The sequence below is a fragment of the Acidovorax sp. 69 genome (genome assembly GCF_002797445.1).
Taxonomy (GTDB): Bacteria; Pseudomonadota; Gammaproteobacteria; order Burkholderiales; family Burkholderiaceae_C; genus Acidovorax.
This window is the reverse complement of sequence record NZ_PGEP01000001.1, coordinates 1006362-1031343: the sequence shown is the minus strand read 5'-3', so window position 1 is coordinate 1031343 and position 24982 is coordinate 1006362. Positions and strand designations below refer to the sequence as shown.

General features: G+C 64.0%; 23 protein-coding genes. 12 read left to right on the top strand and 11 right to left on the bottom strand.

Annotated elements, in window-relative coordinates; genetic code table 11:
- The first annotated feature begins 110 nt into the window (after positions 1-110).
- Positions 111-1535, top strand: a complete 1425-nt coding sequence (gene mpl / locus CLU85_RS04775) for a UDP-N-acetylmuramate:L-alanyl-gamma-D-glutamyl-meso-diaminopimelate ligase (protein ID WP_100409284.1) — start codon at positions 111-113, stop codon at positions 1533-1535.
- A 55-nt stretch (positions 1536-1590) separates the two neighbouring features.
- Here the strand turns inward: mpl and CLU85_RS04770 are convergent, their stop codons facing one another.
- The 7 genes from CLU85_RS04770 to CLU85_RS04740 form a co-directional block, all read right to left on the bottom strand.
- Entirely contained in the window at positions 1591-1902 is a 312-nt protein-coding gene (locus tag CLU85_RS04770) for a hypothetical protein (RefSeq protein WP_100409283.1), read from the bottom strand.
- Between the two features lie 94 nt (positions 1903-1996).
- On the bottom strand, positions 1997-3118 hold the full coding sequence (locus CLU85_RS04765) for a 3-deoxy-7-phosphoheptulonate synthase (RefSeq protein ID WP_100409282.1): 1122 nt from the start codon (positions 3116-3118) through the stop codon (positions 1997-1999).
- 287 nt (positions 3119-3405) lie between these two features.
- Positions 3406-3945, bottom strand: coding sequence for a hypothetical protein (locus CLU85_RS04760; protein WP_100412376.1), 540 nt, complete (start codon positions 3943-3945; stop codon positions 3406-3408).
- Positions 3946-4062: 117 nt separating this feature from the next.
- Positions 4063-5547, bottom strand: a complete 1485-nt coding sequence (gene tldD / locus CLU85_RS04755) for a metalloprotease TldD (protein WP_100409281.1) — start codon at positions 5545-5547, stop codon at positions 4063-4065.
- A gap of 86 nt (positions 5548-5633) precedes the next feature.
- Positions 5634-5975 (bottom strand): YegP family protein, encoded by a 342-nt coding sequence (locus CLU85_RS04750; RefSeq protein WP_100409280.1) that lies wholly within the window; start codon positions 5973-5975, stop codon positions 5634-5636.
- A gap of 156 nt (positions 5976-6131) precedes the next feature.
- Complete coding sequence (gene rodA / locus CLU85_RS04745) at positions 6132-7304, bottom strand: rod shape-determining protein RodA (protein ID WP_100409279.1); 1173 nt, start codon at positions 7302-7304, stop codon at positions 6132-6134.
- A 36-nt stretch (positions 7305-7340) separates the two neighbouring features.
- Entirely contained in the window at positions 7341-9779 is a 2439-nt protein-coding gene (locus tag CLU85_RS04740; protein ID WP_100409278.1) for a serine/threonine protein kinase, read from the bottom strand.
- A gap of 117 nt (positions 9780-9896) precedes the next feature.
- On the opposite strand from CLU85_RS04740, the gene CLU85_RS04735 reads away from it, so the two are divergent.
- Positions 9897-10481: a YqiA/YcfP family alpha/beta fold hydrolase gene (locus CLU85_RS04735; protein WP_100412375.1), complete on the top strand. Its 585-nt coding sequence runs from the start codon at positions 9897-9899 to the stop codon at positions 10479-10481.
- Between the two features lie 34 nt (positions 10482-10515).
- On the opposite strand, the gene CLU85_RS04730 is transcribed toward CLU85_RS04735, so the two are convergent.
- Positions 10516-12078, bottom strand: coding sequence for a Wzy polymerase domain-containing protein (locus CLU85_RS04730; RefSeq protein ID WP_100409277.1), 1563 nt, complete (start codon positions 12076-12078; stop codon positions 10516-10518).
- 124 nt (positions 12079-12202) lie between these two features.
- On the opposite strand from CLU85_RS04730, the gene CLU85_RS04725 reads away from it, so the two are divergent.
- The 4 genes from CLU85_RS04725 (at position 12203) to mtgA (ending at position 16908) form a co-directional block, all read left to right on the top strand.
- Complete coding sequence (locus tag CLU85_RS04725; RefSeq protein WP_100409276.1) at positions 12203-14278, top strand: ribonuclease catalytic domain-containing protein; 2076 nt, start codon at positions 12203-12205, stop codon at positions 14276-14278.
- 55 nt (positions 14279-14333) lie between these two features.
- Positions 14334-15206, top strand: coding sequence for a TonB family protein (locus CLU85_RS04720; RefSeq protein WP_100409275.1), 873 nt, complete (start codon positions 14334-14336; stop codon positions 15204-15206).
- A 108-nt stretch (positions 15207-15314) separates the two neighbouring features.
- A complete protein-coding gene (aroE, locus tag CLU85_RS04715) occupies positions 15315-16157 on the top strand; it encodes a shikimate dehydrogenase (RefSeq protein WP_100409274.1) in 843 nt (280 codons plus the stop codon).
- Positions 16158-16173: 16 nt separating this feature from the next.
- The gene (mtgA, locus tag CLU85_RS04710; RefSeq protein ID WP_100409273.1) at positions 16174-16908 is read left to right on the top strand and encodes a monofunctional biosynthetic peptidoglycan transglycosylase; all 735 of its coding nucleotides are present in this window, start codon (positions 16174-16176) and stop codon (positions 16906-16908) included.
- Between the two features lie 72 nt (positions 16909-16980).
- Here mtgA and CLU85_RS04705 read toward each other — a convergent pair whose 3' ends face one another.
- Entirely contained in the window at positions 16981-18435 is a 1455-nt protein-coding gene (locus CLU85_RS04705; RefSeq protein ID WP_232727729.1) for a cytochrome P450, read from the bottom strand.
- 48 nt (positions 18436-18483) lie between these two features.
- Here CLU85_RS04705 and CLU85_RS04700 point away from each other — a divergent pair, with 48 nt between their 5' ends.
- From CLU85_RS04700 to CLU85_RS04680, 5 genes are all read left to right on the top strand, one after another.
- Complete coding sequence (locus CLU85_RS04700; RefSeq protein WP_232727728.1) at positions 18484-19422, top strand: AraC family transcriptional regulator; 939 nt, start codon at positions 18484-18486, stop codon at positions 19420-19422.
- A gap of 74 nt (positions 19423-19496) precedes the next feature.
- Positions 19497-20258 carry a lysophospholipid acyltransferase family protein gene (locus tag CLU85_RS04695; protein ID WP_100409271.1) on the top strand — a complete coding sequence of 254 codons (762 nt, stop codon included), beginning with the start codon at positions 19497-19499 and terminating at the stop codon, positions 20256-20258.
- 63 nt (positions 20259-20321) lie between these two features.
- Positions 20322-21314, top strand: a complete 993-nt coding sequence (locus CLU85_RS04690; RefSeq protein ID WP_100409270.1) for a phosphatidate cytidylyltransferase — start codon at positions 20322-20324, stop codon at positions 21312-21314.
- A 57-nt stretch (positions 21315-21371) separates the two neighbouring features.
- The gene (ruvC, locus tag CLU85_RS04685; protein WP_100409269.1) at positions 21372-21920 is read left to right on the top strand and encodes a crossover junction endodeoxyribonuclease RuvC; all 549 of its coding nucleotides are present in this window, start codon (positions 21372-21374) and stop codon (positions 21918-21920) included.
- A gap of 37 nt (positions 21921-21957) precedes the next feature.
- On the top strand, positions 21958-22386 hold the full coding sequence (locus tag CLU85_RS04680) for a hypothetical protein (protein WP_100409268.1): 429 nt from the start codon (positions 21958-21960) through the stop codon (positions 22384-22386).
- A 36-nt stretch (positions 22387-22422) separates the two neighbouring features.
- Here CLU85_RS04680 and CLU85_RS04675 read toward each other — a convergent pair whose 3' ends face one another.
- Positions 22423-22908 (bottom strand): CZB domain-containing protein, encoded by a 486-nt coding sequence (locus CLU85_RS04675; RefSeq protein WP_100409267.1) that lies wholly within the window; start codon positions 22906-22908, stop codon positions 22423-22425.
- Positions 22909-23110: 202 nt separating this feature from the next.
- Here CLU85_RS04675 and CLU85_RS04670 point away from each other — a divergent pair, with 202 nt between their 5' ends.
- Complete coding sequence (locus CLU85_RS04670; protein ID WP_100409266.1) at positions 23111-24121, top strand: LLM class flavin-dependent oxidoreductase; 1011 nt, start codon at positions 23111-23113, stop codon at positions 24119-24121.
- Here CLU85_RS04670 and CLU85_RS04665 read toward each other — a convergent pair.
- Entirely contained in the window at positions 24118-24867 is a 750-nt protein-coding gene (locus CLU85_RS04665) for an SDR family oxidoreductase (RefSeq protein WP_100409265.1), read from the bottom strand. The genes CLU85_RS04670 and CLU85_RS04665 overlap by 4 nt on opposite strands.
- Positions 24868-24982: the final 115 nt, after the last annotated feature.

Here is a 24982-nt window from a genome sequence, read left to right as displayed (position 1 = left end):
CTGACCCATCATCCAAGCACCACCCCATTCACTACACTTTTAATAGCTTCATTTGACGCCCCATCAAGCGCCAGAGGACTGTTCTGAATTGAACCTTAGAATCGGCGCCCATGCATATACACATACTGGGCATTTGCGGCACGTTCATGGGAGGCCTCGCAGCCCTCGCGCGTGAAGCAGGCCACAAGGTGACGGGTTGCGACGCCGGCGTCTACCCCCCCATGAGCGACCAGCTCAGGGCTCTGGGCATCGACTTGATCGAAGGTTTTGGTGCCGACCAGATGGCACTCCAACCCGACATGTTCGTGATCGGCAATGTGGTCAGCCGGGCCCGACTGCCCGACGGTTCACCCAAATTTCCTCTGATGGAAGCTATTCTGGATGCGGGAAAGCCCTACACCAGCGGCCCGCAGTGGTTGGCCGAGCATGTCCTGCAAGGACGCCATGTACTGGCGGTTGCGGGCACCCACGGCAAAACCACTACCACCTCGATGCTGGCATGGATTCTGGAAAGTGCGGGGCAACAGCCCGGCTTCCTGATCGGTGGCGTTCCACTGAACTTTGGCCTGTCAGCCCGGCTGGGAACCCCACAACGCCCCACGCCAGCCACCACACAGCTTGGCACGGCGCCGCTGTTCGTGATCGAGGCAGATGAATACGACACAGCTTTCTTCGACAAGCGCAGCAAGTTCGTGCACTACCGCCCCCGCACCGCTGTGCTCAACAACCTCGAATTCGACCACGCTGACATCTTTGAGGATCTGGCGGCCATCGAGCGCCAGTTCCACCACCTGGTGCGCACCGTACCGCCGTCAGGCCGTGTGATCGTGAACGGCCTCGAAGAAAGCCTCACCCGCGTGCTACATACAGGATGCTGGAGCGAAGTCACCAGCTTTGGTTCGGCAGTGAGCGACTTCTATGCAGTGGGCGAGCCCCAGGCATTTGATGTGATGCACCGTGGACGCACAGTGGCCCGTGTGGAATGGGCACTCACCGGCGTGCACAACCAGTTGAATGCGCTGGCCGCCATCGCCGCTGCCCACCATGTGGGTGTACCCCCCGACCAAGCGGCCACGGCGCTCTCCACCTTCCAGAACGTCAAACGGCGCATGGAACTTCGTGGCGTTGTGAGCGGCATTGCCGTATACGACGACTTTGCCCACCACCCCACCGCGTTGCGCACTACGCTCGATGGTCTGCGCCGCAGCCTGGGCCCCGGGGCGCGCATCCTGGCCGTGTTCGAGCCCCGCAGCAACACCATGAAACTGGGCGCCATGAAAAGCCAGCTGCCCTGGGCGCTGGAGCCCGCAGACCTGGCGTTCTGTCACACGGCGGGGCTGGACTGGGATGCGGCACAAGCGCTGGCGCCACTGGGAGTAGGCCCTGGTCAGCGCGCGCAAACTGCCGCAGACATCGAGACGCTGGTGACCCAGGTTTCACAGGCAGCCCGCCCGGGAGACCACGTGGTGTGCATGAGCAACGGCGGCTTTGGGGGCATCCACGCCAAGCTACTACAGGCACTTCAAAAACAATAGCAGCAAACGCTTATTGCAAGAGCGCTATCCGCCGATATCACCCAAAAACGGGCGCTCAGAACGTGACCGCCATTCCCGGCACGTCCACCCTGACGATGGGCTTGACCAAAGCCGCGCTGGCAGCACGCGCAAAGTCGCTCGACCAGGCAGGGTCCGCCAGCAGCGATGCCCCGGCAGCGCGTGCCACAGTGAGCACCTTGTCCGCCAACAGCACCTTGCCACTGGCACGCAGAGGTTCGCAGTCCAGCGAGATGAACTGCTCGTCCAGCCAACGTCGCCCGGCCTCGTTGCCCATGGGCTCCGCTCCCGCCAGGTCAAAACGAAACTCCTGATCCCCAGTCAATCTGACCGACACTTCGCTGTGCATGATGGTTCGCCTTTCTTCTGATATCCACGCCTGTAACTGCACAGAAATGTGCAGTCCACAGGCCTGAGTTTAGAGCCTGTCGCAGGCCCCGAACTCAGCGCGCGCGGCGCGCTTTGACAGCGTCGGACAGTTCTGCCAGTGCCTGCAGCGAATCATCCCAGCCCAGGCACGCATCGGTGATGCTCTTGCCGTATTCGAGCGCGGACGATTGGTCCTTGCCGGGCGTGAATTTCTGGGCACCTGCCGCGAGGTGGCTTTCGATCATGAGACCAAACACGCTGCGCGAACCGCCTGCGAGCTGGGTCGCAATGTCGCGGGCAACTTCGAGCTGCTTTTCGTGCTGCTTGCTGCTGTTGGCGTGGCTGCAATCCACCATCAGCGTGGCGGGCAATTTGGCGGCTTCAAGGTCTTTGCAGGCGGCCGCGACACTGGCGGCGTCGTAATTGGGCGTTTTGCCACCACGCAAGATGACGTGGCAGTCCTTGTTGCCCTTGGTGTTGACGATGGCGACCTGGCCGTTCTTGTGCACCGACAGAAAGTGGTGGCCCCGGCTCGCCGACTGAATCGCATCGGTGGCGATACGGATGTTGCCATCAGTGCCGTTCTTGAAGCCGATTGGCGCCGAGATACCCGAGGCCAGTTCGCGGTGCACCTGGCTCTCCGTGGTGCGGGCACCAATCGCGCCCCAGCTGATGAGGTCGCCGATGTACTGGGGCGAAATCACGTCGAGGAACTCGCTGCCGGCGGGCATGCCCAAGCGGTTGATCTCGATGAGCAGCTGGCGCGCAATGCGCAGGCCTTCGTCGATGCGGTAGCTTTCATCGAGGTAGGGGTCATTGATGAGACCCTTCCAGCCCACCGTGGTGCGTGGCTTTTCGAAGTACACGCGCATCACGATTTCCAAAGTGTCGGCGTACTGTGTGCGCGCGGCCATGAGGCGACGCGCGTACTCAACGGCGGCGGCTGGATCGTGGATGGAGCAGGGGCCGATGACCACCAGCAAGCGGTCATCCTTGCCTGCCATGATGTTGTGGATGTTCTTGCGGGTCTGGGTAATCAGCGTTTCGACCGGCGTGCCGCCGATGGGGAAAAAGCGGATCAGATGCTCGGGAGGAGGCAACACAGTGATGTCCTTGATACGTTCGTCGTCGGTTTGGCTTGTTTTTTCGACGCTGCGGTACCAGGCTTCGCTGGTGGGGGTGTTGGAGACCGTCATGGTTGCTTCCTCGTGGAGTAGAAGTTGTGGTGGATGAAGAAAAACGGGAGGGCAGAAAACAAAAAACCGCCGGGCTTTGCAGCGTCGGCGGTTGGTATGGGGAGGTGTGTGTGCTTGCGCGTTTTCCTCTCATCCGCCGGGGACCGAGATAAAAAACCAAAAATAAAACGCGCTGCGAACTTGCATGGCAACCAATGTAGCACAGCTGTACGCCACTGCCACAACCCCAAGATGTTGTGATTGCACGACACAACGGTGGGTTACCGCCCGCCTTTTGCCCCTCAACTTCAGCGGCTCCACCGCTTCAGCCAGGCGCGCGCGCGCTGCAATGCGGACACCTTGCGCGGTGGCGCATCCTGCAGGTCACTCTGGGGATCGCTCTGGTGCTCGTACATATCGACCAACAAAAGTGCCTCGCCCAGCGTGCGCCACGCCAGAAGTTCGAACTGATCGAAACAGGCACTTTCCTTGGTGCTGCGGCGCTCCAGCATCTGCAGCCAGTCTGCGATCGCGGTACGCAGCTCCCGCAACGCGCGTTGGTAGGCGCCGAATTCATACAGAGCATGCCAGGCAGAACCCAGGCCGGTAAGGAACAGCTGATGCTCACGCGCGCAGTGCGACAGGGTGACAACGCGGCGCGTGATATCCGTGGTGTCAGTGCTGGTACGGCGAGCGCGGACCGCATCGTCGATCTGCGTCGACAAAGCCCCCAGACTGTCGCGCAACTGGCGGGAGTCTTCGTCCGCCACACCTTCGCGCAGAAACCGGCTGATATCCCCAAAAGACTGGAGTGTCAGCAGTTGACTGGGGCGCGTGGCGGCGGGCATGGTGCCTCCCATTTTGCGCCGCCTGCAGGCCTGTGGAGAGCTTTGTACCCACCACAAAACGCAGTTGGTGGGGGCGCGCAACACATGGGGACCTCCGAGCGGTCCAGAGCGTCCTGTTCAGGCCGTTCCGCCCACCGTCAGCCCCTCGATGCGCAACGTGGGCTGGCCCACGCCCACGGGCACGCTCTGGCCTTCTTTGCCACAGGTTCCCACGCCACTATCGAGGCGCATGTCATTGCCGATCAGGGTCACCTTTTTGAGCGATTCAGGACCACTGCCGATGATGGTCGCGCCCTTGACGGGGTACTGAATCTTGCCGTTTTCGACCCAATAGGCCTCGCTGGCCGAAAACACGAACTTGCCCGAAGTAATGTCCACCTGCCCACCACCGAAGTTGGAGGCGTACAACCCCTTCTTGATGCTGGCGATGATCTCCTGCGGATCCTTGTCGCCACCCAGCATGTACGTGTTGGTCATGCGTGGCATGGGGATATGGGCATAACTTTCGCGCCGGCCGTTGCCGGTGGGGGGCACACCCATCAGGCGCGCGTTGAGCGAATCCTGGATGTAACCCTTCAAGATGCCGTCCTCGATCAGCACGTTGCGTTGGGTGGCATGGCCTTCATCGTCCACATTCAAAGAGCCCCGGCGGTCTGCGATGGTGCCATCGTCCAGCACCGTGACGCCCTTGGCCGCAACCCGCTGGCCGATACGGCCGCTAAAAGCACTGGAGCCCTTGCGGTTGAAGTCACCTTCCAGCCCGTGGCCAATGGCCTCGTGCAACAAGATGCCGGGCCAGCCCGAGCCCAGCACCACCGTCATTTCACCAGCCGGGGCTGGGCGCGACTCAAGGTTGACCAAGGCGGCATTCACCGCCTCGTCCACATATTGCCCCATTTGCTCGTCGTCGAAATAGGCCAGGCCAAAGCGGCCACCGCCACCCGCCGAGCCCATCTCGCGACGGCCGTTTTGCTCAGCGATCACCGTGACCGACAGGCGCACCAGCGGACGCACATCGGCCGCCAGCGTGCCGTCAGCCCGGGCCACCAGCACCACGTCGTACTCGCTGGCCAGGCCGGCCATGACCTGCGCCACGCGCGGATCCTTGGCGCGGGCGCGTTGTTCCAGCCGCTCCAGGAGTGCCACCTTCGCCGTGCTGTCCAGCGAGGCGATCGGGTCCACACCAGGATAAAGACTGCGACTCACCGCTATTTTTCTAGGAGCTACTCGTACTTTCCCAGCTTGCGCTGCCACCGAAATGGAACGCACAGTGCGGGCAGCATCCAGGAGCGAGGCCTCGGAGATGTCGTCCGAATATGCAAAGGCCGTCTTCTCGCCACTGACCGCCCGCACACCCACGCCCTGGTCGATGCTGAACGAGCCCGTCTTGACGATGCCCTCCTCCAAACTCCAGCCCTCACTGCGCGTGTACTGGAAGTACAGGTCAGCGTCGTCCACCTGGTGAGCGCGGATCTCGGCCAGGGCACGGGCCAGGTGGCTTTCATCGAGACCGAAGGGGGTCAACAACAGTTCACGGGCAACGTCGATGCGCTGGCTGGTCGCCGCGCGCTGAGGGGCGGCAGTGGGGGTGCGGAAAGTCATTGGCGCATTTTAGGCGCGCAGCCATGCCCGCACGTAAGCAGGGACACGAACCATGCCCCTACCCCATCAATCAACCGGATTCCTGGTCAGCCAGCCGCTGTGAGGTCGCTGGTCACCGCACCCGGCGCGTTCTGCTGAACAGACTCGATGCCCGCATCGCGCGCTTTTTCTCCTGAGTACATCTGGCTTTGCCCAATTACCTGGCCATTGGCCGCCTTGAGCGTGAAGTACGGTGAGCCATCCTTGGCGCAAAGCCGACCATAACGGCCGTCGTTGGGCGCGTTCTTCCTGACGGATTCGATGCCATTGAGCGCGCTCGCCTTGGAGTCATACATCTCGCTGGTCAGAATGACCTGCCCGTTGCCCGCCAGAAGGTTAAAGACAAACTTGTCATTCTTGGACTTCTTCAGCTCGAACTTCGACGCCATGGGAGCACCTCCAGAGATTGCCAAAACACAGCTGGCAACCGCTTTGTAACCCGAAGCCCCTGCGCACGCAACGCCGGGCAAACCCCTTCGGCCGCCTGAACGAAGAACCTGTTCAAAGTCTTTGTGAGCGATCTACCCAAAGATACGGGGCCGGTTCTAGAGCGCTGGGCGGGGGTCTTTCGTGTCCTGCTTCTGCGCCCGTGCCACCGACATCAGAATGCCCAGCGCCAGTCCGAGGGTGACCATGGCCGTGCCGCCATAGCTGATGAACGGCAGCGGCACCCCCACCACGGGGAGGATGCCGCTGACCATGCCCGTGTTCACGAAGGCATAGGTAAAGAAGATCATTGACACAGCCCCCGCCATCAAGCGCCCGAACAGGCTGGTGGCCCCCACGGCAATGGCCAGGCCCCGCCAGACCAGCAGCAAGAAACAGACGATCAGGAACAGGTTGCCTGCCAGCCCGAACTCCTCGGAGAAGGCGGCAAAAATGAAATCGGTGGTGCGCTCGGGGATGAACTCCAGATGGGTCTGCGTGCCCGCCATGAAGCCCTTGCCCCACAGGCCGCCCGAACCGATGGCGATCATGCCCTGGATGATGTGGAACCCCTTGCCCAGCGGATCACGGGTGGGATCCAGCAACGTGCAAATGCGCTGCTGCTGGTAGTCGTGCAGCACCACCCAGCGCACGCCGTCCGCGCACAACTGGTCGCCCAATAGCACCAGCGTGAAGATGCCTACCCCGCCAATCAGCACAGGCGGCAAGATCAGTTTCCAAGACAAACCCGCAAAAAATATGACCGACAGGCCCGCCGCCAGCACCAGCAGCGACGTACCAAGGTCGGGCTGCTTCATGATGAGCCCCACCGGCACCACAAGCAGCAAACCCGCTGCGGCGAAGTCCAGAGGCCGCAGCGCGCCTTCGCGCTTCTGAAACCACCAGGCCAGCATCAGGGGCATGGCGATCTTGAGGATTTCGCTGGGCTGGATGACGATACCCACATTGATCCAGCGCTGCGCGCCCTTCTTGGTGATGCCAAACAACGCCACGGCCACCAGCAAGGCCACACCGGCGGCATACAAAGGCAAAGCGCAGGCCATGATCTTCTGCGGTGGCACCTGGGCCACCATGAAAAGGATGGTGCCCGCAATCAACATGTTGCGTCCGTGGTCCACAAAACGTGTGCCATGGTCGTACCCCGACGAATACATGGCCAGCAGCCCTGCACATGCCAGCAGGACCACTAACAGAATGAGCGGAAGATCAAACCCCCGAAACAAGGGAGCAAGACGCTGAGACAGCGTGGGCTTTTCAAATACGACGGCCATCCTCCGATTATCGGGCTGCCTTGGAACGAAACGCCCTCAACCTGCCTGTCGGAAGGCCATGACGGCCTGGTTGCGCAGCGTTCGCAGCAGACCCAGGGCCTTGTCGTCCACCACAATACCGCCCGCTGCGGCCTGGTCGGCGTAAATCAACGCAAAGGTCTGCCCCTTGATTTGCAGCGGCAAGAGCAGGAACGACGGGGCGTTGATCCCCTTGCGGTACCACTCGGGCAGGCGCGCCTGCATGCGGGGTTCGGTCGCGTCGTTGATGAGGGTATCCGCCCCCCGCAAGCACACCGCAGCAAACAGATCGCCCTGCGCTTTGAGAGGCACTTTCAGGGCACGAACGGCCGTTTCACTCCCCTCCCCCAGACCAAAGCGGCCCGTCAGCATGTCGGTGCGCGCCTCGCGCAGGCAAAACACCATGCGCCGAAAACCCAGCGCACGAAACATGGTTTCCAGAATCATGCGAAGCACATCATTGAGCTGAAAACTCTCGACCATGGCATTGGTGATGTCCTGGATACCTGCGGCCAACACCTCGTTGACCTGGGCCACCGACACCGCGCCGCCGGCCTGGGATTCGAGTACCGCAGGCAGGGGCTGGGTTTCGCTGACGCGCAGTTCATGCGCCCCGATGGCATCTTCGGGGACAACCTGCGATCCAGCCACCGGGGGCAGCTTCAGCAGTCGGGCGGCGGGGGTGTCGGGGGCGACACGCAGATCGAGCGCTTCGGCCAATGCCACCAGTTTGTGGCGTGCGCGCAGGGTGGCTTCGGCAATTGCCTCGGCCGACAGGGCCAGCGTGCGCGCGTACCGGGCCCCGATTTGCCCCAACTGGGCTTCGAGCTGGGCGGGCTCGCTGAACAACAGCGTGCTGGCCACTTCGTTGGCCGCCATGGCCGCCCAGCGCAGACGCTCTATGCCCTGCTCAGGCGCGCGCTGCATGGGGGAACCCAGCGGTTTGCGCATGCAGCGCTGCAGGCTTTCGGGCAAACCCCATACGCGAGCAACACCCACCCCCAAATCCTCAAAACCCAGCCCCAGCACCTGCAAGGACGCAGGCTCTTCTCCGCCCTCCAAGCGCCCAGAGGCCACCAGACTGCGAACCTGCCGGGCCTCTTCTGGAAAATAAAATTCGCACAACATGCGCCCCAGGTTCTGGAACATGGCGCCAATGAACGCTTCTTCAGCAGCCTGACTGGTGGCGCACAACTCGGCCGCCACCGATCCCGCCATCATGGCCCGCAAGAACTCCTCGCGCATCTGGCTGGCATGTGCCTTGTCCTGCATATGGTCCAGCAACACCAGGCTCAGCGCCATGTTGCGCACGGCGTTGAAACCCACCAGGCTCACCGCACGCGAGACCGTGCTGATCGTGCCCCGGCTGGCATGTGCGTAGTGCACGCTGTTGACCAGGCGCAGCAGCTTGTTGGTCAGCGCCACATCCTTGAGGATTTCGTGTGTCAGGTCGCTGATGCTGTCGTCTTCCGAGTTGGCAACGCGCTGGATGCGGGCTACCGAATCCGACAACGCCGGGAAATCGCTCTTGTGCCGCATGCGGCGCAACAAAAAATCCAACGTGGCATTGCTCGCGGCCGTGGGGGCGCTGGCGGGGGCTGCCCAGGCGCGCAACGCATCCCGCAACTCGGCAGCCGACGGATAACGCTGCCCGGGGTCGCGTGCGATGGCGCGTTGAAGGATGGCCCGAAGTCCGTCATCCACGCCAGGGCCCAGATCGTCGGGCAACACCAGGTCTTCATTGGCAATGCGGTACAGCGCCTGCCAGGTGTCTTTCTGATGAATCAGTGGTTTGCCTGTCAGCAACTCGATCAGCACCAGCGCGGCAGAATACACATCCATCGCAGGCGTCGGCGCAGCACCTGCGGCCGCCTCGGGCGCCATGTAAGCAGGCGTACCGCTGGCCAGTTGCGCATCGGGCTCAGCCTGCACCGGGGCAGCCATACCGAAATCCATCACCCGCGCATGTCGATGGGTATCGACCATGATGTTGGAAGGCTTGAGGTCGCGGTGGACGATACCCGCCTGGTGTGCCGCATGCAGGCCGTCGAGCACGTCCACCAAAAGCGCCACCGCATCATGTGGCGTGCACCGCCCCTGCTGGGCCAGGTGCTCGGCCAGAGTCAATCCGGGCACATACTCAAAAACGATATACGGCTGCAGGCCCTGCACATCGGCCTCGAACACCGGCACGATGTACGGATGCGCAAGGCGCCCCACATGGCGCGCTTCGCGCAGCCAATGCTCCAGCACCGATGGGTCCCGGGCCTGCAGGGGGCGCATGAGCTTGATGGCCACCTCACGCTGCAGGCGTGGGTCCACAGCCAGCCACACAGTGGCCTGGGCCCCCCGGCCCAGCTGCTTCTTCAGTTCAAACCGGCCCAGCGAGGCGGGGGGCTTGTCGCCTGATCCGAGAGCCCATCGTCTGGCGGTGGAAAGCGGGGCAAAATCGGTCATGGTGCAGGGTGGCAAATCAAGACGCCGCACTGCGTGGCGCCCTTGTATCTCCTATCTTATGCCTGCGCCACCCTGCATGAAGCAGTGATTCCCCTGCCCTGCGCGCCCCTGACTCTGATGACCACCACACACCTCCTGTACCTGCACGGCTTTCGATCTTCGCCCTCGTCGGCCAAGGCGCGCCAGATGGCAGCCCATGTGGCCCGGCACCACCCTGCGGTTACTTTCTGGTGCCCCCAGTTGCCGCCCTCGCCCCAAGCCGCCATGGCCCTGGTGGCCCAGGGCATCGCCGAGTGGCCCCGTGGGGCGATGGCAGTGATCGGATCGTCGCTGGGTGGGTTTTATGCAAGCTGGGTGGCCCAGCACGCCACCTGCCCCAGTGTGATGCTCAACCCCGCCGTGGACCCAGCCCGCGATCTCAAGCGCTACATCGGCGAGCAAACCACCTGGCAAAACCCCTCCGAGCGGTTCTACTTTCTGCCGGAATACATCGGCGAACTCCAGGCCCTGGACATGCGGGGCCATGCCCCCGCGGCCCCCGAGCTGGCCATCATGGCCAAAGGGGATGAAGTGCTCGACTGGCGCGAAATGGCGGGGCGCTATCCGCAAGCCCGCCAGATCGTGCAAGAGGGCGGAGACCACGCACTGGGCAACTTTGGGGACTACCTGCCCGTTATCACCCGGTTCCTTCAACTGACCTAAAAGCCTGAGCGAGACGCGTGCCCAAAGCCGCCCGTCACGGCCTCAGGCGCGACGAAAGCCGCCGACCTTCTTCTTGCCAGCGTGCATAGTCCGCAGGATAGGCCGCACGATAGCGCTTCAGATGAAAAGCCGCCTCATCGTCCAGCCCCAACATCACAGCACTCTCAATCAGCGGCTCTATCACGCGGGGTTCGGGCGAAAAGTGCAACAGCTTATTGGCAACGGCAAAGACCTGCGCTGCGTTATCTTCCGTGAGTCCAAGGGTGGTCAGCAATGCAAAATCGACCTGGTCCGTAAAGAAGGGCGTGCCGCCCACCTTTCGCACTGTATCGCTGCGCAAAGAGGGTGCTCGCTCCGCAATGGGCATGTAAAGTTGACTGACTCGGTGGAAATCCCAACCCGCATAGCCCCCCATGACCACCACCACCACGACCAGGGCAATCCCCAACCGCTCCGCCCAGCTTGGCACCTCCCAACGCACCAGCAGCAGCACAGCCAACACGGTGACCAGCTGAAAGGGCCCGTACCACAGGGGAAACTCCAGCAGGCTGTGCAAACCCACGATAGCGAGTAGGCCCCAGGCGAACTGACGGGGCGGATATGACTCTCTCCAGGGCCTGCTGCGAACCACCCAGGTCACAACCAGGCCGCATAAGAGCAAGGCGGTTGGCAAACCCAACTCCACAGCCAACTGCAGAGGCAGGTTATGGGCATTGTCCAGCAGAACGCAGAACCGCTCTCCCGGAAACAGCGTCACATAGTGGGCGTAGTCCAGTTCGCCCCACCCCCATCCGGACCAGGGCCGTTGTGCGATCAGGTACATCACGTTAGACCACAGGGCCGTGCGGCTGTTGCAATCGGGCTGCTCAGCCAAAAAACGTGTAAAAAGCCCATCCGTGGCTACCCCGCTCCAGGCCTGCAATAGAACAGGCAAAGCCCAGGCGGCCACCCCGTAGAACGCCAGAGCCAGCAGCACGAAGCCCCAAGGCCTGCGCCCACCCGCCACCGGCCACAGTGCCAGCAACGCCACCACCAGCAGCCATTGCAGGCCTCCCGTGCGGGACGCGGTGGCCGCACTGGCCGCAGCCAGCAGTGCCAAGGCCGCCGCGCAAATCCCGAGGAGCCCCCATTGAGCCATCCGCCTGTGCGCGACAGCAAGACTCCCCATCAGTGCCGGTGCCCTGTGTTCCATCAGCCAGAACACGGCCAACACCCCCATGCTGATCAGCGATGCCTGCTGGTTCCGCTGGCGCAGGTTGCCAATGGCCTGCCCCAATGTGGACGGCTGCACCCCAACAATCCCGGGGTCCCCCAGAAAATACTGCAACAAGCCGATGACACCCGCCACCAGCGAGGCGCAAAGCAGCCCGGCGGCCAGTTGTCCCACAGACACAAGCTGCCACGGCGAGCGCGGATCACGCGCCCTGGCAGATCGCCCCCCTCTTCCCGCCAAGGCAAAAAGCACCAGTACCACGCCACATCCCCACGAAGCGAGCACGGGCCAGAAATTGATGATGGGCGCCTGCGTGAAACAGTACAGAAAAGGCAATGCCACCGCCAGCATTGTCAGCGGCGTGGCAACAGCGGCAAAAGGCATGTCGGACCCAGATGAAGCGTGAAAGGGCGCCGTGGATCATATGCGCCGGCCCCCAGCGATTGCGCCTCCCACGCCTTCCGGGGGCCTTCGCAGGCTGCGGCGGCGCCCATGGGACAATCCCGCCATGCACGCATTGTTTGAAGAAGCCGGCAAATTCATGGCCGGCCGTATCCTGTCCGAAGCCGATACATCCGCCCAGGTCGAGCTTGACTCGGGCAAGCGAGTCAAGGTCAAGGCCGCCCACATCCTCCTGAAATTCGAGAAGCCCTCCCCTTCCGAATTGATCGCCCAGGCCCAGGCCGTGGCCGAGTCCATCGAGCTGGACCTCGCCTGGGAGTTCGCGCCCGAGGACGAATTCGGCTTTGCCGACCTGGCGCGCGACTACTTCTCGGAAAACGCCACGCTGGTGCAGCAGGCGGGCGCACTGTTCCGCGTATACGACGCGCCGCACTACTTCCGCCGCGCAGGCAAGGGCCGGTTCAAGAAGGCATCGGCCGAGATCCTGCAGCAGGCGCTGGCCGCCATCGAGAAGAAAAAGGCCCTCCTCGCACAGATCGACGAGTGGGCCGCTGCGCTGGGTCGGGGCGAATGCCCGCAGCCCATCCGCGACCAGCTCTACAAGATCCTGTTCAAGCCCGACAAGAACGCCCCCGAGTACAAGGCCGTGGTCGACGCCAGCCGCGCCACGCACACCGCGCCGCTCGACCTGCTGCAAAAGGCGGGCGCCATCGACTCGGCCTACCAGTTCCACTGGAAGCGCTTTTTGTTCGAGAACTTCCCCAAGGGCACGGGGTTTCCTGCCGTTACGGCGCCGGTCATTGCCGACGAGCTGCCGCTGTCCACCGCGCAGGCGTACTCCATCGACGACTCGCAGACCACCGAAATCGACGACGCGCTGTCGGTACAAGGCCTGGGCACGGGCACCGTGGTGCTGGGCATCCACATCGCCGCACCCGGCCTGGCCATCCAGCCGGGCAGCGCCATCGACCAGCTCGGCCGCGCCCGCCTGTCCACCGTGTACATGCCGGGCTACAAGATCACCATGCTGCCCGACGATGTGGTCCAGACCTACACGCTGGACGAAGGCCGCGCCAACCCGGCCGTGTCGCTATACGTGACCATCGACGAAGCCACGCTGGAGTTCAAAAGCTCAGAAACCAAGCTCGAGCGGGTGCACGTGGCCGCCAACCTGCGCCACGACCAGCTCGACAGCGTGGTGACAGAAGAATGGCTCAGCAACCCGGAATTTGAGCATAAAAATGACCCGCAGCGCTTGTCTGATCTGCGCCCGCAGCTATCTTTTTTGCACCGTCTGGCCAAAGAACTCAAAGCCCGCCGCGAAGTGGTGCGTGGCAAGCCCGAGAACTTCAACCGGCCGGACTACAACTTCCGCCTGGTCGGCAACCACGGTGCGGAGCCCACGGGCGACGAGCAGGTGCAGATCAGCGTGCGCCAGCGCGGCGCACCACTCGATTTGATTGTGGCCGAGGCCATGATCGTGGCCAACAGCACCTGGGGCAGCTGGATGGCCGAGCTGGGCGTGCCCGGCATCTACCGCAGCCAGGCCAGCATGGCGCCCGGCGTGAAGGTGCGCATGGGCACCAAGGCGCTGCCGCATGCGGGCATTGGCGTCAAAGCGTATTCATGGGCCACGTCGCCCCTGCGCCGCTACACCGACCTGGTCAACCAATGGCAGATCATTGCCTGCGCCCGCCACGGCAAGACCGCTGCGCTGGCCGCGCCCTTCAAGCCCAAGGATGCCGACCTGTTCTCCATCATCAGCAGCTTTGACGGCGCCTACAGCGCCTACAACGGCTACCAGGCGGGCATGGAGCGCTTCTGGACGCTCAAATATGTCGAGCAAAACGGTATCACCGAGCTGAACGCCACCGTCTTCAAGGAAGGCCCCGGGGGCAGTTTTCTGGTGCGTGCAGACGACATTCCGCTGGTCTTCCCCGTACTGGGCGCGCAAAACCTGCCGCGCGGCGCGCGCCTCAAGGTCAAGCTGGGTGAAGTCGATGAAATCACCCTGGACATCCATGGCACCGTCATCGAGCGGCTGGACGACCCGGCGGATTCAAGCGACGATGGCCCGGTGGAGGATGCCGAAGAGGACGACGACACCGTGGGCGGGCCCATCGCCATCGCGGTGGACATGAACGAGGCCGAGGCCACGAACACAGATAATCCCACTCCGTGAACACAGCCCACACGCCCCACAGCGACGCGGGTCGCAGCCCCTTCAAAGGGCTGCGATGAAGCTTCCCGCCATCCTCCGCACCTTCAGCACGCTGCAGCTGGCGCTGGGCGTCTCTGTGGTCGTGCATGCCGCACTCATCTCCGTGCGCTTCATCGACCCAGAGGGCTTCAACCGCGTGTTCCAGGACACGCCCCTCGAAGTCATACTGGTCAACGCCAAGTCCAACGAGCGCCCCGACAAGGCCCAGGCCATTGCCCAGGCCAACCTCGCGGGGGGTGGCGATGCAGAAAAAGGCCGCGCCACCAGCCCGTTGCCCTATTCGGCGCTGACAACCGTCGGCGACGACTATGAAGAAGCACAGCGCAAGATGGACGCGATGCAGGAACAGCAGGCCCAGATGCTGGCCCAGTTGCGCAAGCAACTGGCCACCATGCCGGAGCCCGACCTGCGCCAACCCAGCCAGAGTGCCGAACAGGCGACCGAGCAGGAAAAGCGACGCCAGCTTGTGAAACTGCTGGCCGAGATCGAAAAACGCATCAACGAAGAAAACTCGCGCCCCAAGAAGCGCTATATCAGTCCGGCCACGCAGGAAAAAGTCTATGCGGCCTACTACGACACCCTGCGCCACAAGGTGGAAGACAAGGGCACAGAGAACTTCCCCGAGAAAAGCGGTCGCAAACTCTATGGTGAGCTGACCATGATCCTCACCGTCAACAACGATGGCCGCGTGCTGGGCACCGAGATCGTGCAAGGTTCGGGCAATGTCACCCTGGACCGGCGTGCAGAAGCCATCGCCCGTGCCGCGGGCCCCTTTGACGCATTCAGTCGTGAAATGCGCCGTGAATATGACCAGATCGCCATGGTGGCACGCTTCAAATTCACACGCGATCAGACCCTGGAAACCGTCGTCAAAGAAAACGCCCGCTGAACGGCCGCTGCACCTTTTGATCGCCCCAGCGAGCCATTTCGGCTTGTCCCTGTGCGGCCCACACAACCCCCCTGCCGTCGCACCGCCCCGCCTCAGCCATCGCCCTCCATGAGCCAATTCACTGACCTGTACTGCGTGATGGGTAACCCGGTGGCCCACAGCCGCTCGCCCGCCATTCACGCCCGTTTTGCCGAGCTGACGGGTGAACACCTCGTCTATGAGCGCCGCCTGGTCCCGATGGATGGCTTCGCACAAGGCGTGCGCGACTTCGCAGCCATGCATGGGCGTGGTTGCAACGTCACCGTGCCCTTCAAGACCGAAGCGCCCGGCCTGGCCACCGAATGCAGCGCACGGGTGCAACTGGCCGGCGCGGCCAACACGCTCACCTTTCGCAAGGACGGCAGCATTTATGCCGACAACACCGACGGCCTGGGCCTGGTGGCCGACATCACGCGCAACGCCGGCGTGTCGCTGGCCGGGCGCGATGTGCTGCTGATCGGCGCGGGCGGTGCCGCCGCTGGCGTGCTGGGCCCGCTGCTGCTCGCCGGCGCCCGCTGTATCACCGTGGCCAACCGCACCTTGTCCAAGGCGCAGGCACTGGTGCATTCACACAGTGCGCTGGCTGCGCTACAAAAAGCAGAGCTGATAGCGATTACTCCACCGGCGGTAGCAGGCCATTTCGACATCATCATCAACGCCACGGCCAGCAGCCTGGCAGGCGCTGGCGTGCCTGTACCCGCCACCGTGCTGCGCCCTGGCAGCCTGGCCTACGACATGATGTACGGCCCCGCCGCCCAGGGTTTTCTGGACTGGGCACGCGCCCATGGCGCCACGCCTCGCGATGGCCTGGGCATGCTGGTGGAGCAGGCGGCCGAAGCCTTCCTGCTATGGCGCGGCGTGCGTCCACCCTCCGCACAGGTGCTGCACGAGATGCAACACGCTGCGGCCTGACGCTGGGAGCCGCACGATGAAAGCCATGATGCGCTGGCTGGGACTGGTGATGCTGGCCCTGGTGGCGCTGCAGTTGTTTTTTGTGCTGCGCATCGCGTCCATGGTGGCGATCAACCCCGAGTCCACCACCTTCCAGCGCTCCGAAGCCTGGACGCTGCTCGCCAGCAAGGGGCATGTCCCTTGGCGACAGCGGTGGGTGCCGTATGCCGACATCTCCGACCACCTCAAGCGCGCAGTCATCGCGTCAGAAGACGACGGATTCGTGAACCACGACGGTGTGGACTGGAACGCCATCGAAAAAGCCTGGGAGCGCAACGCCCAGGCCGAAGCCCAGGTCAACAAGGCCCAAGCCCGCGCGCCCGACCGACCGGTGCGCGCGCCCAAAATCCGCGGTGGCTCCACCATCACCCAGCAGCTGGCCAAGAACCTGCTGCTCTCGGGCGAACGCACGCTGCTGCGCAAGGGACAGGAGTTTGTGCTCACGCTGGCGTTGGAGCAGCTGCTGAGCAAACAGCGCATTCTGGAGATCTACCTGAACAACGTGGAATGGGGCGAGGGCGTGTTCGGCGCCGAGGCCGCCGCCCAGCACTACTTTCGCAAGAGCGCCGGCCGCCTGAGCACCGCAGAAGCCGCCCGTCTGGCGGTGATGCTGCCCGCGCCCAAGCGGTTTGAAAAGGCCCCAGGTTCGGCCTACTTGGCGGGCCGCACCCGGACCATCCTGGCACGCATGGGGAGTGCGGAGCTGCCCTGACTGAGCGGATGCAACGTTCCGGCGCCGCACTACCGGTGCCGCGCTCAGTCACAACGCCTCCATGGCACGCCGTTAGCGCCGCACCAGCCGCAGCGTCACGGGTACTTCGGGCCGCAGGGTCACATGCAGCTTGGGCGTGCACACTGGCGCCCCCTCCGGCAACCGCAGCTGATACCGCTGCAGCAGCATGGCCGCCAGCAGCGTCATCTCCAGCATTGCAAAGTGCTGCCCAATACACACACGGGGGCCCACGCCAAACGGCATCCACGCGCCTTTGGGGATATCCGGTGCGCCGTCCAGAAAACGCTCGGGCACAAACCGGTCGGCTTGCGCAAACCAGCGTTCATCCCGGTGCAGGACCCAAGGCGTGATGCGCAGCATGGCGCCCTGGGGCACATCCACCCCACCCAGCGTGATGGGTGCAGTGGTGCGCCGGGTCATCAAGGCGGCGACCGGCGGGTACAGGCGCAGGGCCTCCTTGAGCGTGGCGGCCAGAAAAGGCAGTTGGGCCAGATGCTCAGGGCCGGGGGTCTGGCCGGAGCGCAGCACATGGTCCACCTCGGCCTGCGCTCGCTGCGCGGCCTCGGGGTGTTCGGCCATCAGGCGGCTCCACCACAACAAGCTGGTGGCGCTGGTTTCGTGCCCGGCCTGGAAGCTGACCATGCACTGGTCAAACACCTCTTGCGACGATAGAAATTCGCCGGTGGTTTCATCGCGCAGCGCCAACAGCATGTGCAGCAGGTCGGTGCGCGGCGGAGCGCCCGCCGTGTCGCCCGGCTCCCGCCTGCGCGCATCGATGTGGCGCCGCACCAGCCCCTTCAGCGCCGTGAGCGCACGCCGCTTGGCGGCCTTGCCGGGCAGGGGCATCCAGTCGGGCAGCGTGAGGGGCATGAACATTTCCTGGAACGCCGTCTCCGACAGCGTCTGCGTGGCCCAGGCGGCATCGCGCGCATCGGCGTGGGCCGACTCACTGAACAGCGCGCGCAAGATCACATCCATGGCCACATCGGTCCAGAAGGTGTCGATGGCCACCAGGGCCTCGGTCTGGCCTGGAGGCACGGCACTATCAAGCGCGCTGCGAGCCGCATCGGTCATCAGCTGTGCGTAGCCCACCACGCGTTTGGGGGTAAACGCAGGCATCAGCATGCGGCGCTGGCGCTGCCAGGTGTCGCCCTCCGTCACCAGCACGCTCTGGCCGAACACCTGCTCGAACACGGCAATGCCGCGTTCCCAGCGGATCAGCTGGTCCGCATGGGTGATCAGCGCCTCGCGGACCAAGTCGGGGGACATCAGATCCCAGGCATCCTCGTTGCCCAGGCGCATGCGGGTCAGGTCGCCATGGTCGCGCTGCAGACGGGTCACAAAACCCAGGTAGTCCTGACGCATCTGCCACAGCAGGGGCAAGCCCCACCAGCGGCTGGCCGGGCCACCGGGCGTCAGACGCGCGCTGTGCGTGGCGTGTGCAGAAAAGAGTGGCGTTGTGGGCATTGGCGGGGTGGCCGCCGTGGTGGAGGTGACGTGGTTCATGCGGGCATGTTGCGGCGCAACAGCGGCGGGGTATTGAATGAATTCGACATGGGCACTCGCCTACACTCGCGGCGCATGGCAACCCTGGCACCACCTTCCGCACGGCACCCACAAGGGCTGATCCCCTCAGGACAGTTGTGGCTGCCGCGCGCCAGCTTGTCGACCTGCCTGCGCGGTACGCTGGCGCGCAGCACGGTGGGCTATGTGCTCAGCGACACACAGCGCATCAACCGTTTTCCAGCCACCCCCCTGTGCAGCCTGAGCTGGTGGTTTGAAGGCCGCAGCGAATCCCTGGTGTCCGAGCGTCCCGACACGACGCCCGGAATACACAGCCCGCGCGAACCCATCCCCGGCCGCTGGGTGCTGGCAGGTCCGCAGACCCGGCCCACCGCCAGCTTCTGCGCCGAGCCCACCCACGCCATGATGGTGATGTTCATGCCCGACGCGCTGCACCAGCTTACGGGCCTGGAACCAGAGGCACTGACCGACCACATGGTCGATGCACAAACTGTGCTGCCCCCCGACTGGCTGGCCATGTGCGAAGCCGTTCAATACCAGCCCGACAACGCTGCCCGCATGGAATGCCTGGAAGCGTTTCTGGAGCCCCGCTGGCAAGCCTGCCGCCCCATGCAGGCGCTGCAGGTGCAGCGCTACGGCGACTGGGCCACACACTTGGCGCAACGCGCCGCAGTGTCCGCCCCAGGCCGCAGCCTGCGTCAGCTGGAGCGGCGCATCAAACGCTGGGCTGGGCTGCCGCTGCGCGAGCTGCGCGGCTTTGGCAAGGTCGAGCAGGCATTTTTTGACGCCATTGCTGCCGACGCAGCCCAGGGTACGGTGAAATGGGCCGACGTGGCAGCGGGGGCTGGTTTCTCGGACCAGTCGCATCTGTGCCGCGTGACACGACGCATCACCGGCTTCGCCCCGCAGGCGCTGTACGACGGCATCTACGGCGAAGAGGCGTTCTGGGCGTACCGGATCTGGGTGTAGAACCGCACGGGGGCAAAGGCGGCCTCGCCAGCCTTGCGAAGAAAGGGCTGGCCCGCCCCCGTATCATCCCCGCCATGCTTGCCAAGTTGATGAGTTTCCTTCTGCTGGGGATCGTGCGGTTTCTGACAGGGTCCCAGGCCCGCTGGTATGGCTGCCCGCCCAAGGCCGAGCAGCGCATCTATTTCGCCAACCACCAGAGCCACGCTGATATGGTGCTGATCTGGGCCGCGCTGCCCGAGGAGCTGCGCAGCATCACCCGCCCCATTGCGGCCAAGGACTACTGGACCCAGACGCCGTTTCGCCAGTGGATCACCACGGCCGTGTTCAACGCCGTCTATGTGGACCGCCAAGCGACTCCCGCGCGGACGCCTGCGCCCGCAGCGGCCGAGCCAACGGGCGTGCCCATTGCACCGACCGATGCCGACACCGCAATGGCCGGTGGCCCCGACCCCTCGCCCGAAGCCCCGCCGCGTGCGCCCACCCCTGAAGAGCTGCGCGCCGCCTTGCCCGAGTCCGACCCGCTGGCACCGCTGGTGCGCGCACTGTCGAGCGGCGACTCCATCGTGATCTTCCCCGAGGGCACGCGCGGCCATGGCGACGAGCCGCAGTCCTTCAAATCGGGCCTTTTCAAGCTGGCGCAAATGTTCCCGCAGGTGGTGCTGGTGCCCGCATGGATCAACAACGTGCAGCGCGTGATGCCCAAGGGAGAAGTGGTGCCCGTGCCCATCCTGTGTTCGGTGACGTTTGGGGAGCCCATTCAGCTGGAAGCAGGCGAAGAGCGTCGCCCGTTCCTTGACCGCGCGCGCCGCGCCGTCATTGCGCTCAGGGAAGTCTGAACCCCATGACAACGCCTCAGCCCCTCTCTTCGCCTATCGCTGCCCCCGAGGGGGCGCGCTGACATGAACAACTTCCTGCGCAATCTCACCGCCACCCAGCAGATCGGGGCTTTGTTCCTCGTCGTGTTCGGCATTCTGTCCATCGTCACCGTCTGGGCCTTTGTGCGCAATCTGCGCGAGCACGCCAGCGACGACGCTGAAGCCGAAGCCAGTGCGCTGGAGGCCAAACGCTTCTGGGGCCTGCTCAAAACATCCTGGGTGATGGCTTCCGTCTTCTGGATCGGCTGGGTGCTGGGCGACACGGTGGCCACGGTGCTGTTTGCCATCGTGGGGTTTTTTGCGCTGCGCGAGTTCATCACGCTCTCGCCCACCCGGCGCGGCGACCATCGCAGTCTGGTGCTGGCATTTTTTGTGGTGCTGCCCCTGCAGTTCTACATTGTGGGCAGCAAGATGTTTGACCTGTTCACGGTGTTCATCCCGGTCTACGTGTTCCTGGCCCTGCCCGTGGTGAGCGCTCTGGCCAACGACCCCCAGCGGTTTCTGGAACGCAATGCCAAGCTGCAGTGGGGCATCATGGTCTGCGTGTATGGCATGAGCCATGTGCCCGCGCTGCTGCTGCTGGACTTTCCGGGCTACCGCGACAAGGGCGCATTTCTGGTGTTCTTCCTGGTGTTTGTGGTGCAGACCTGCATGGTGGTGCAGCACCTGCTGGGCCGGTACCTTCCGCACAAACCCGTGGCGCCCCAGGTGAGCCAGAGCTTTCAATGGATGAGCTGGCTGGCAGGGCTGACGGCGGGAGGGCTGGCGGGTGGGCTACTCACCTTCATCACCCCGTTCAAGCCGGGCCAGGCATTGGGCATGGCGCTGCTGGCCTGCGTGGCGGGCAGCCTGGGGCACCTAGTCATGAAGGCCCTGAAGCGCGACCGGGGCATCACCAGCTGGGGCATGCAGGGCATGTCGGTCACCGGCGCGGGGGGACTTCTGGACCGGGTGGATGCGCTGTGTTTTGCGGCACCCGTTTTCTTCCATTCGGTGCGCTGGTACTTCGGTTTATAAAGAAATGGCCGCTAGCGCTTTACCCATAAACGCCAGCAGCTACAAATAACATAGCAAATGCGTATTCTTGGTATCGACCCCGGCCTGCAGACCACCGGCTTTGGCGTGGTGGACATGGACGGCCACCAACTGAGCTACGTGGCCAGCGGCACCATCCGCACCACCACACTGGCGCTGGGTGACCTGCCGGGGCGCCTGAAAATTTTGTTTGACGGCATTACCGAGGTGGCAGCGCGGTATGAACCCGATGTGGCCTCGGTCGAGATCGTGTTCGTCAACGTCAACCCGCAGTCCACCCTGCTGCTCGGCCAGGCCCGGGGCGCGTGCATCACCGCCCTGGTGGCCAGCAACCTTCCCGTGGCCGAGTACACCGCGCTGCAGATGAAAAAAGCCGTGGTCGGCCACGGACGCGCCGCCAAAAGCCAGGTGCAAGAAATGGTGCGCCGCCTGCTGCAGTTGCCCGGCCTGCCAGGCACCGACGCGGCCGACGGCCTGGGCATGGCCATTACCCATGCACATGCAGGGGCAGCCATGAGCCGCCTGGGTGAAGCGGCCACGCTAAACCGGCGCCAGCACGCGATGTACAAGGGCGGGCGCAGCTACTGACCGGCTGCTACCTGACGCCTTCACCCGCCCGCTTGTCATGCATCCCCCTGCCCCGCCCACCCCTGCCGTACCTTTTTCGGTGCCCGACGAGCCACCGGCGTTCATGTTCGTCAAAATTCCGGTCAGCCGCCACACCATCGACCCGTTGCATCTGCGGGAGCACCAGATCGATCAGGCATTGCGCGCCCAAGCACTGGGGGCGGTGGTGGGCTGGGGCGATTCGCTGGGCGCCGCCCGGGCGGATGGCAAGCGCATTCCCGCCTTCATCCGCATCGACATCACCACCCCCGACCTGAACGCTGCACGCGCAGCCTTGCACGCTTTGCTGCCCACGCTGGAAACCCCTGTGGGGACCCAGATCCACTACACCGTGGACGCCAAGCACTGCATGGATCTGGCCACGGAGGCAGGCTGGCAATTGGCACTGCCGCCGCCTCCTCACCCGAGTCGGCCCGGCGCGAGATAGATAGACCACAACGCGGCGACCTCCAGCGATTCGCGCTCAGCGCCCCAAACCGCGCTTGAGCTCCTTGAGCAACAGCAACACCTGGTTGGACGCATGCCGACAACTGCTATTGAGCAGTTGCGCCGCCTTTTGCTGCTCGCCCGACTGGAAAAACGTCACTACATCGGCGGCCTGCTGGTGAAAATACTTGTGGCGGGCCACCAGCATGTCAAACGCCGGGTAGTGCCCCAGGCGCACACGCCCGGTGCCATAGAGCCAGCGCCCCAGGTCACAGCGGTCGTCGTGGCAGATGCGCTCGGGCCGCATGACCTCGTCAGACCGGCCGTTGACCATGTCCTGCAATTGCAGGCGCCAGCGCTCGTGGCTCGCAATGGCGGCGTCAATGTCAATCTCGGTCATGAGCGTGGCTGCGTACTCGGCGTCCAGCACCAGCTCACTGCCGTTGTCCTCCATGGCCCAGGTGGTCTCGGGGCTGGAGGGGTCCTGCTCCCGAATCTTGAACAAGCGGCTGAAAAAACCCATCGTCTTCCCTTAAAACGGTCGCTGATCCGTACGTGGCGACACCTGCCAATGCAGAAAAGTCTTGAAACATTCTGTGTCCACATGGCTGTTTTGGCTACCAAAAAATTGCCCTCCGATAAAAAGCACCAAAGGCAACCCTTCTGGCCCCGCCAGCTCTGCAGCGTCATCGGCATGAATGCGGCAATCACCAGACAATCAACACATGACCTCACACACTCACCGCCCAGCCCTGTCGATGCTTGACCTGGTCGCCGTCCGCGACGGCGGCACGGTGGCCGATGCACTGCAGATTGCGCTGCGTACCGCGCAACATGCTGAAAAGCTGGGCTTTGCCCGTTATTGGCTGGCAGAGCACCACAACATGGCGGGTATTGCCAGTTCGGCCACCGCGGTGCTGGTGGGACACATTGCTGGCGGCACCTCACGCATCCGCGTCGGCTCGGGCGGTGTGATGCTGCCCAACCATGCGCCGCTGGTGGTGGCCGAAGCGTTTGGCACGCTGGCCGAGCTGTACCCCGGCCGCATCGACTTGGGCCTGGGGCGCGCACCCGGCACCGACCCCACCACCATGCGCGCACTGCGCCGCAGCCGGGTAGAAACCGCTGACGACTTTCCGCAAGATGTGGCAGAGCTGCAGCGATTGTTGGCCCCGGCCGAGCCCGGCCAGCGCCTGATCGCCATGCCCGGCGCAGGAACCGAGGTGCCGATCTGGCTGCTGGGCTCCAGCCTCTTTTCAGCGCAATTGGCAGCGGAGCGCGGCCTGCCCTACGCCTTTGCCTCCCACTTCGCCCCCCGCTTGTTGCACCAGGCGCTGGACCTGTACCGCAACCTGTACCGGCCCTCGGCCGCCTGGCCCAAGCCGTATGTGGCGATTGGTGTGCCGCTGATTGCGGCCCCCACCGATGAGGAGGCAGACTATCTGGCCAGCAGCACCTACCAGCGGGTGCTGGGCATCTTGACGGGCGACCGCCGCCGCTTGCTGCCGCCGATCGAGAACTATGCCGCTCGCCTGCAACCCCAGGAGCGCGCTGCCATTGGCGATTTTCTGGCGGCTGCAGTCATTGGTGGGCCCGACACCGTGCGCACCGGTTTGCAGCACCTGGCCAACACCACCGGAGCCGATGAACTCATGCTGGTGAGCGATGTGTACGACCCGGCACTGCGCTTGCGCTCGCTGGACATCGCGGCCCAAGCCCACGGCACCCTGCGCTAGCGGGCCAGGTAACCGCCGTCAACCGGGTAGTACGCCCCGGTCACAAACGACGCCTTGTCGGACGCCAGCCAGGTCACCAATTCGGCCACTTCCTCGGGCTGCCCCAAGCGGCCAATGGGGTGTGCGCCCACCAGCATGGCGTTGATGCCCGCGTCCTGCTCCAGCCCACTGATCATGGGCGTATGGATGAAGGCCGGCCCTACGGCGTTGATGCGCACCCCCTGAGCGCTGTATTCGATGGCTGCCGCCTTGGTCAGCCCCACCACGCCATGCTTGGCCGCCGTATAGGCAGATGCCGTGGCAAACCCCACGGCCCCCAGGATGGAGGCCATGTTGACGATGGAGCCACCGCCGCTCTTGAGCATGGCGGCGATCTGGTACTTCGTGCCGTAGAACACGCCCGACAGGTTGATGTTGATGACCTGTGCCCAACCGTCCAGCGGGTAGTCGGCCGTGAGCGCCTGCGGGCCGCCAACGCCGGCGTTGTTGCACGCCACATCCAGGCGGCCATAGTGGGCCACGGTGCGGTTCACCAACGCTTCGCAGTCCTCGGGTTTGCCAACGTCCGCCGCCACAAAAATCGCATCGCCTCTTGCTGCGCGCACCAACGCTGCCGTCTCCTCGCCCCCGGCCACATTCACGTCTGATACGACAACCTTGGCGCCCTCGCGCGCCCACACCAGCGCAATGGCACGGCCAATGCCTGACGACGCGCCCGTCACCAACGCCACCTTGTTTTTCAGCATGAAAGACTCCTTGTTCGTTCAACACGCCTGCAGCCGAATGCCGCAGACCCCTTTTTTATTCTGCGCGCGCAGTGCGTCAGTATCTTGACCTGAGTCATGGCATTGCCGCAATAGC

Bases quoted from the DNA above. Each gene is read 5' to 3' on its own strand.
- mpl (WP_100409284.1), top strand. From the start codon at position 111: ATGCATATACACATACTGGGCATTTGCGGCACGTTCATGGGAGGCCTC.
- CLU85_RS04770 (WP_100409283.1), bottom strand. From the start codon at position 1,902: ATGCACAGCGAAGTGTCGGTCAGATTGACTGGGGATCAGGAGTTTCGT.
- CLU85_RS04765 (WP_100409282.1), bottom strand. From the start codon at position 3,118: ATGACGGTCTCCAACACCCCCACCAGCGAAGCCTGGTACCGCAGCGTC.
- CLU85_RS04760 (WP_100412376.1), bottom strand. From the start codon at position 3,945: ATGCCCGCCGCCACGCGCCCCAGTCAACTGCTGACACTCCAGTCTTTT.
- tldD (WP_100409281.1), bottom strand. From the start codon at position 5,547: ATGACTTTCCGCACCCCCACTGCCGCCCCTCAGCGCGCGGCGACCAGC.
- CLU85_RS04750 (WP_100409280.1), bottom strand. From the start codon at position 5,975: ATGGCGTCGAAGTTCGAGCTGAAGAAGTCCAAGAATGACAAGTTTGTC.
- rodA (WP_100409279.1), bottom strand. From the start codon at position 7,304: ATGGCCGTCGTATTTGAAAAGCCCACGCTGTCTCAGCGTCTTGCTCCC.
- CLU85_RS04740 (WP_100409278.1), bottom strand. From the start codon at position 9,779: ATGACCGATTTTGCCCCGCTTTCCACCGCCAGACGATGGGCTCTCGGA.
- CLU85_RS04735 (WP_100412375.1), top strand. From the start codon at position 9,897: ATGACCACCACACACCTCCTGTACCTGCACGGCTTTCGATCTTCGCCC.
- CLU85_RS04730 (WP_100409277.1), bottom strand. From the start codon at position 12,078: ATGCCTTTTGCCGCTGTTGCCACGCCGCTGACAATGCTGGCGGTGGCA.
- CLU85_RS04725 (WP_100409276.1), top strand. From the start codon at position 12,203: ATGCACGCATTGTTTGAAGAAGCCGGCAAATTCATGGCCGGCCGTATC.
- CLU85_RS04720 (WP_100409275.1), top strand. From the start codon at position 14,334: ATGAAGCTTCCCGCCATCCTCCGCACCTTCAGCACGCTGCAGCTGGCG.
- aroE (WP_100409274.1), top strand. From the start codon at position 15,315: ATGAGCCAATTCACTGACCTGTACTGCGTGATGGGTAACCCGGTGGCC.
- mtgA (WP_100409273.1), top strand. From the start codon at position 16,174: ATGAAAGCCATGATGCGCTGGCTGGGACTGGTGATGCTGGCCCTGGTG.
- CLU85_RS04705 (WP_232727729.1), bottom strand. From the start codon at position 18,435: ATGAACCACGTCACCTCCACCACGGCGGCCACCCCGCCAATGCCCACA.
- CLU85_RS04700 (WP_232727728.1), top strand. From the start codon at position 18,484: ATGGGCACTCGCCTACACTCGCGGCGCATGGCAACCCTGGCACCACCT.
- CLU85_RS04695 (WP_100409271.1), top strand. From the start codon at position 19,497: ATGCTTGCCAAGTTGATGAGTTTCCTTCTGCTGGGGATCGTGCGGTTT.
- CLU85_RS04690 (WP_100409270.1), top strand. From the start codon at position 20,322: ATGAACAACTTCCTGCGCAATCTCACCGCCACCCAGCAGATCGGGGCT.
- ruvC (WP_100409269.1), top strand. From the start codon at position 21,372: ATGCGTATTCTTGGTATCGACCCCGGCCTGCAGACCACCGGCTTTGGC.
- CLU85_RS04680 (WP_100409268.1), top strand. From the start codon at position 21,958: ATGCATCCCCCTGCCCCGCCCACCCCTGCCGTACCTTTTTCGGTGCCC.
- CLU85_RS04675 (WP_100409267.1), bottom strand. From the start codon at position 22,908: ATGGGTTTTTTCAGCCGCTTGTTCAAGATTCGGGAGCAGGACCCCTCC.
- CLU85_RS04670 (WP_100409266.1), top strand. From the start codon at position 23,111: ATGACCTCACACACTCACCGCCCAGCCCTGTCGATGCTTGACCTGGTC.
- CLU85_RS04665 (WP_100409265.1), bottom strand. From the start codon at position 24,867: ATGCTGAAAAACAAGGTGGCGTTGGTGACGGGCGCGTCGTCAGGCATT.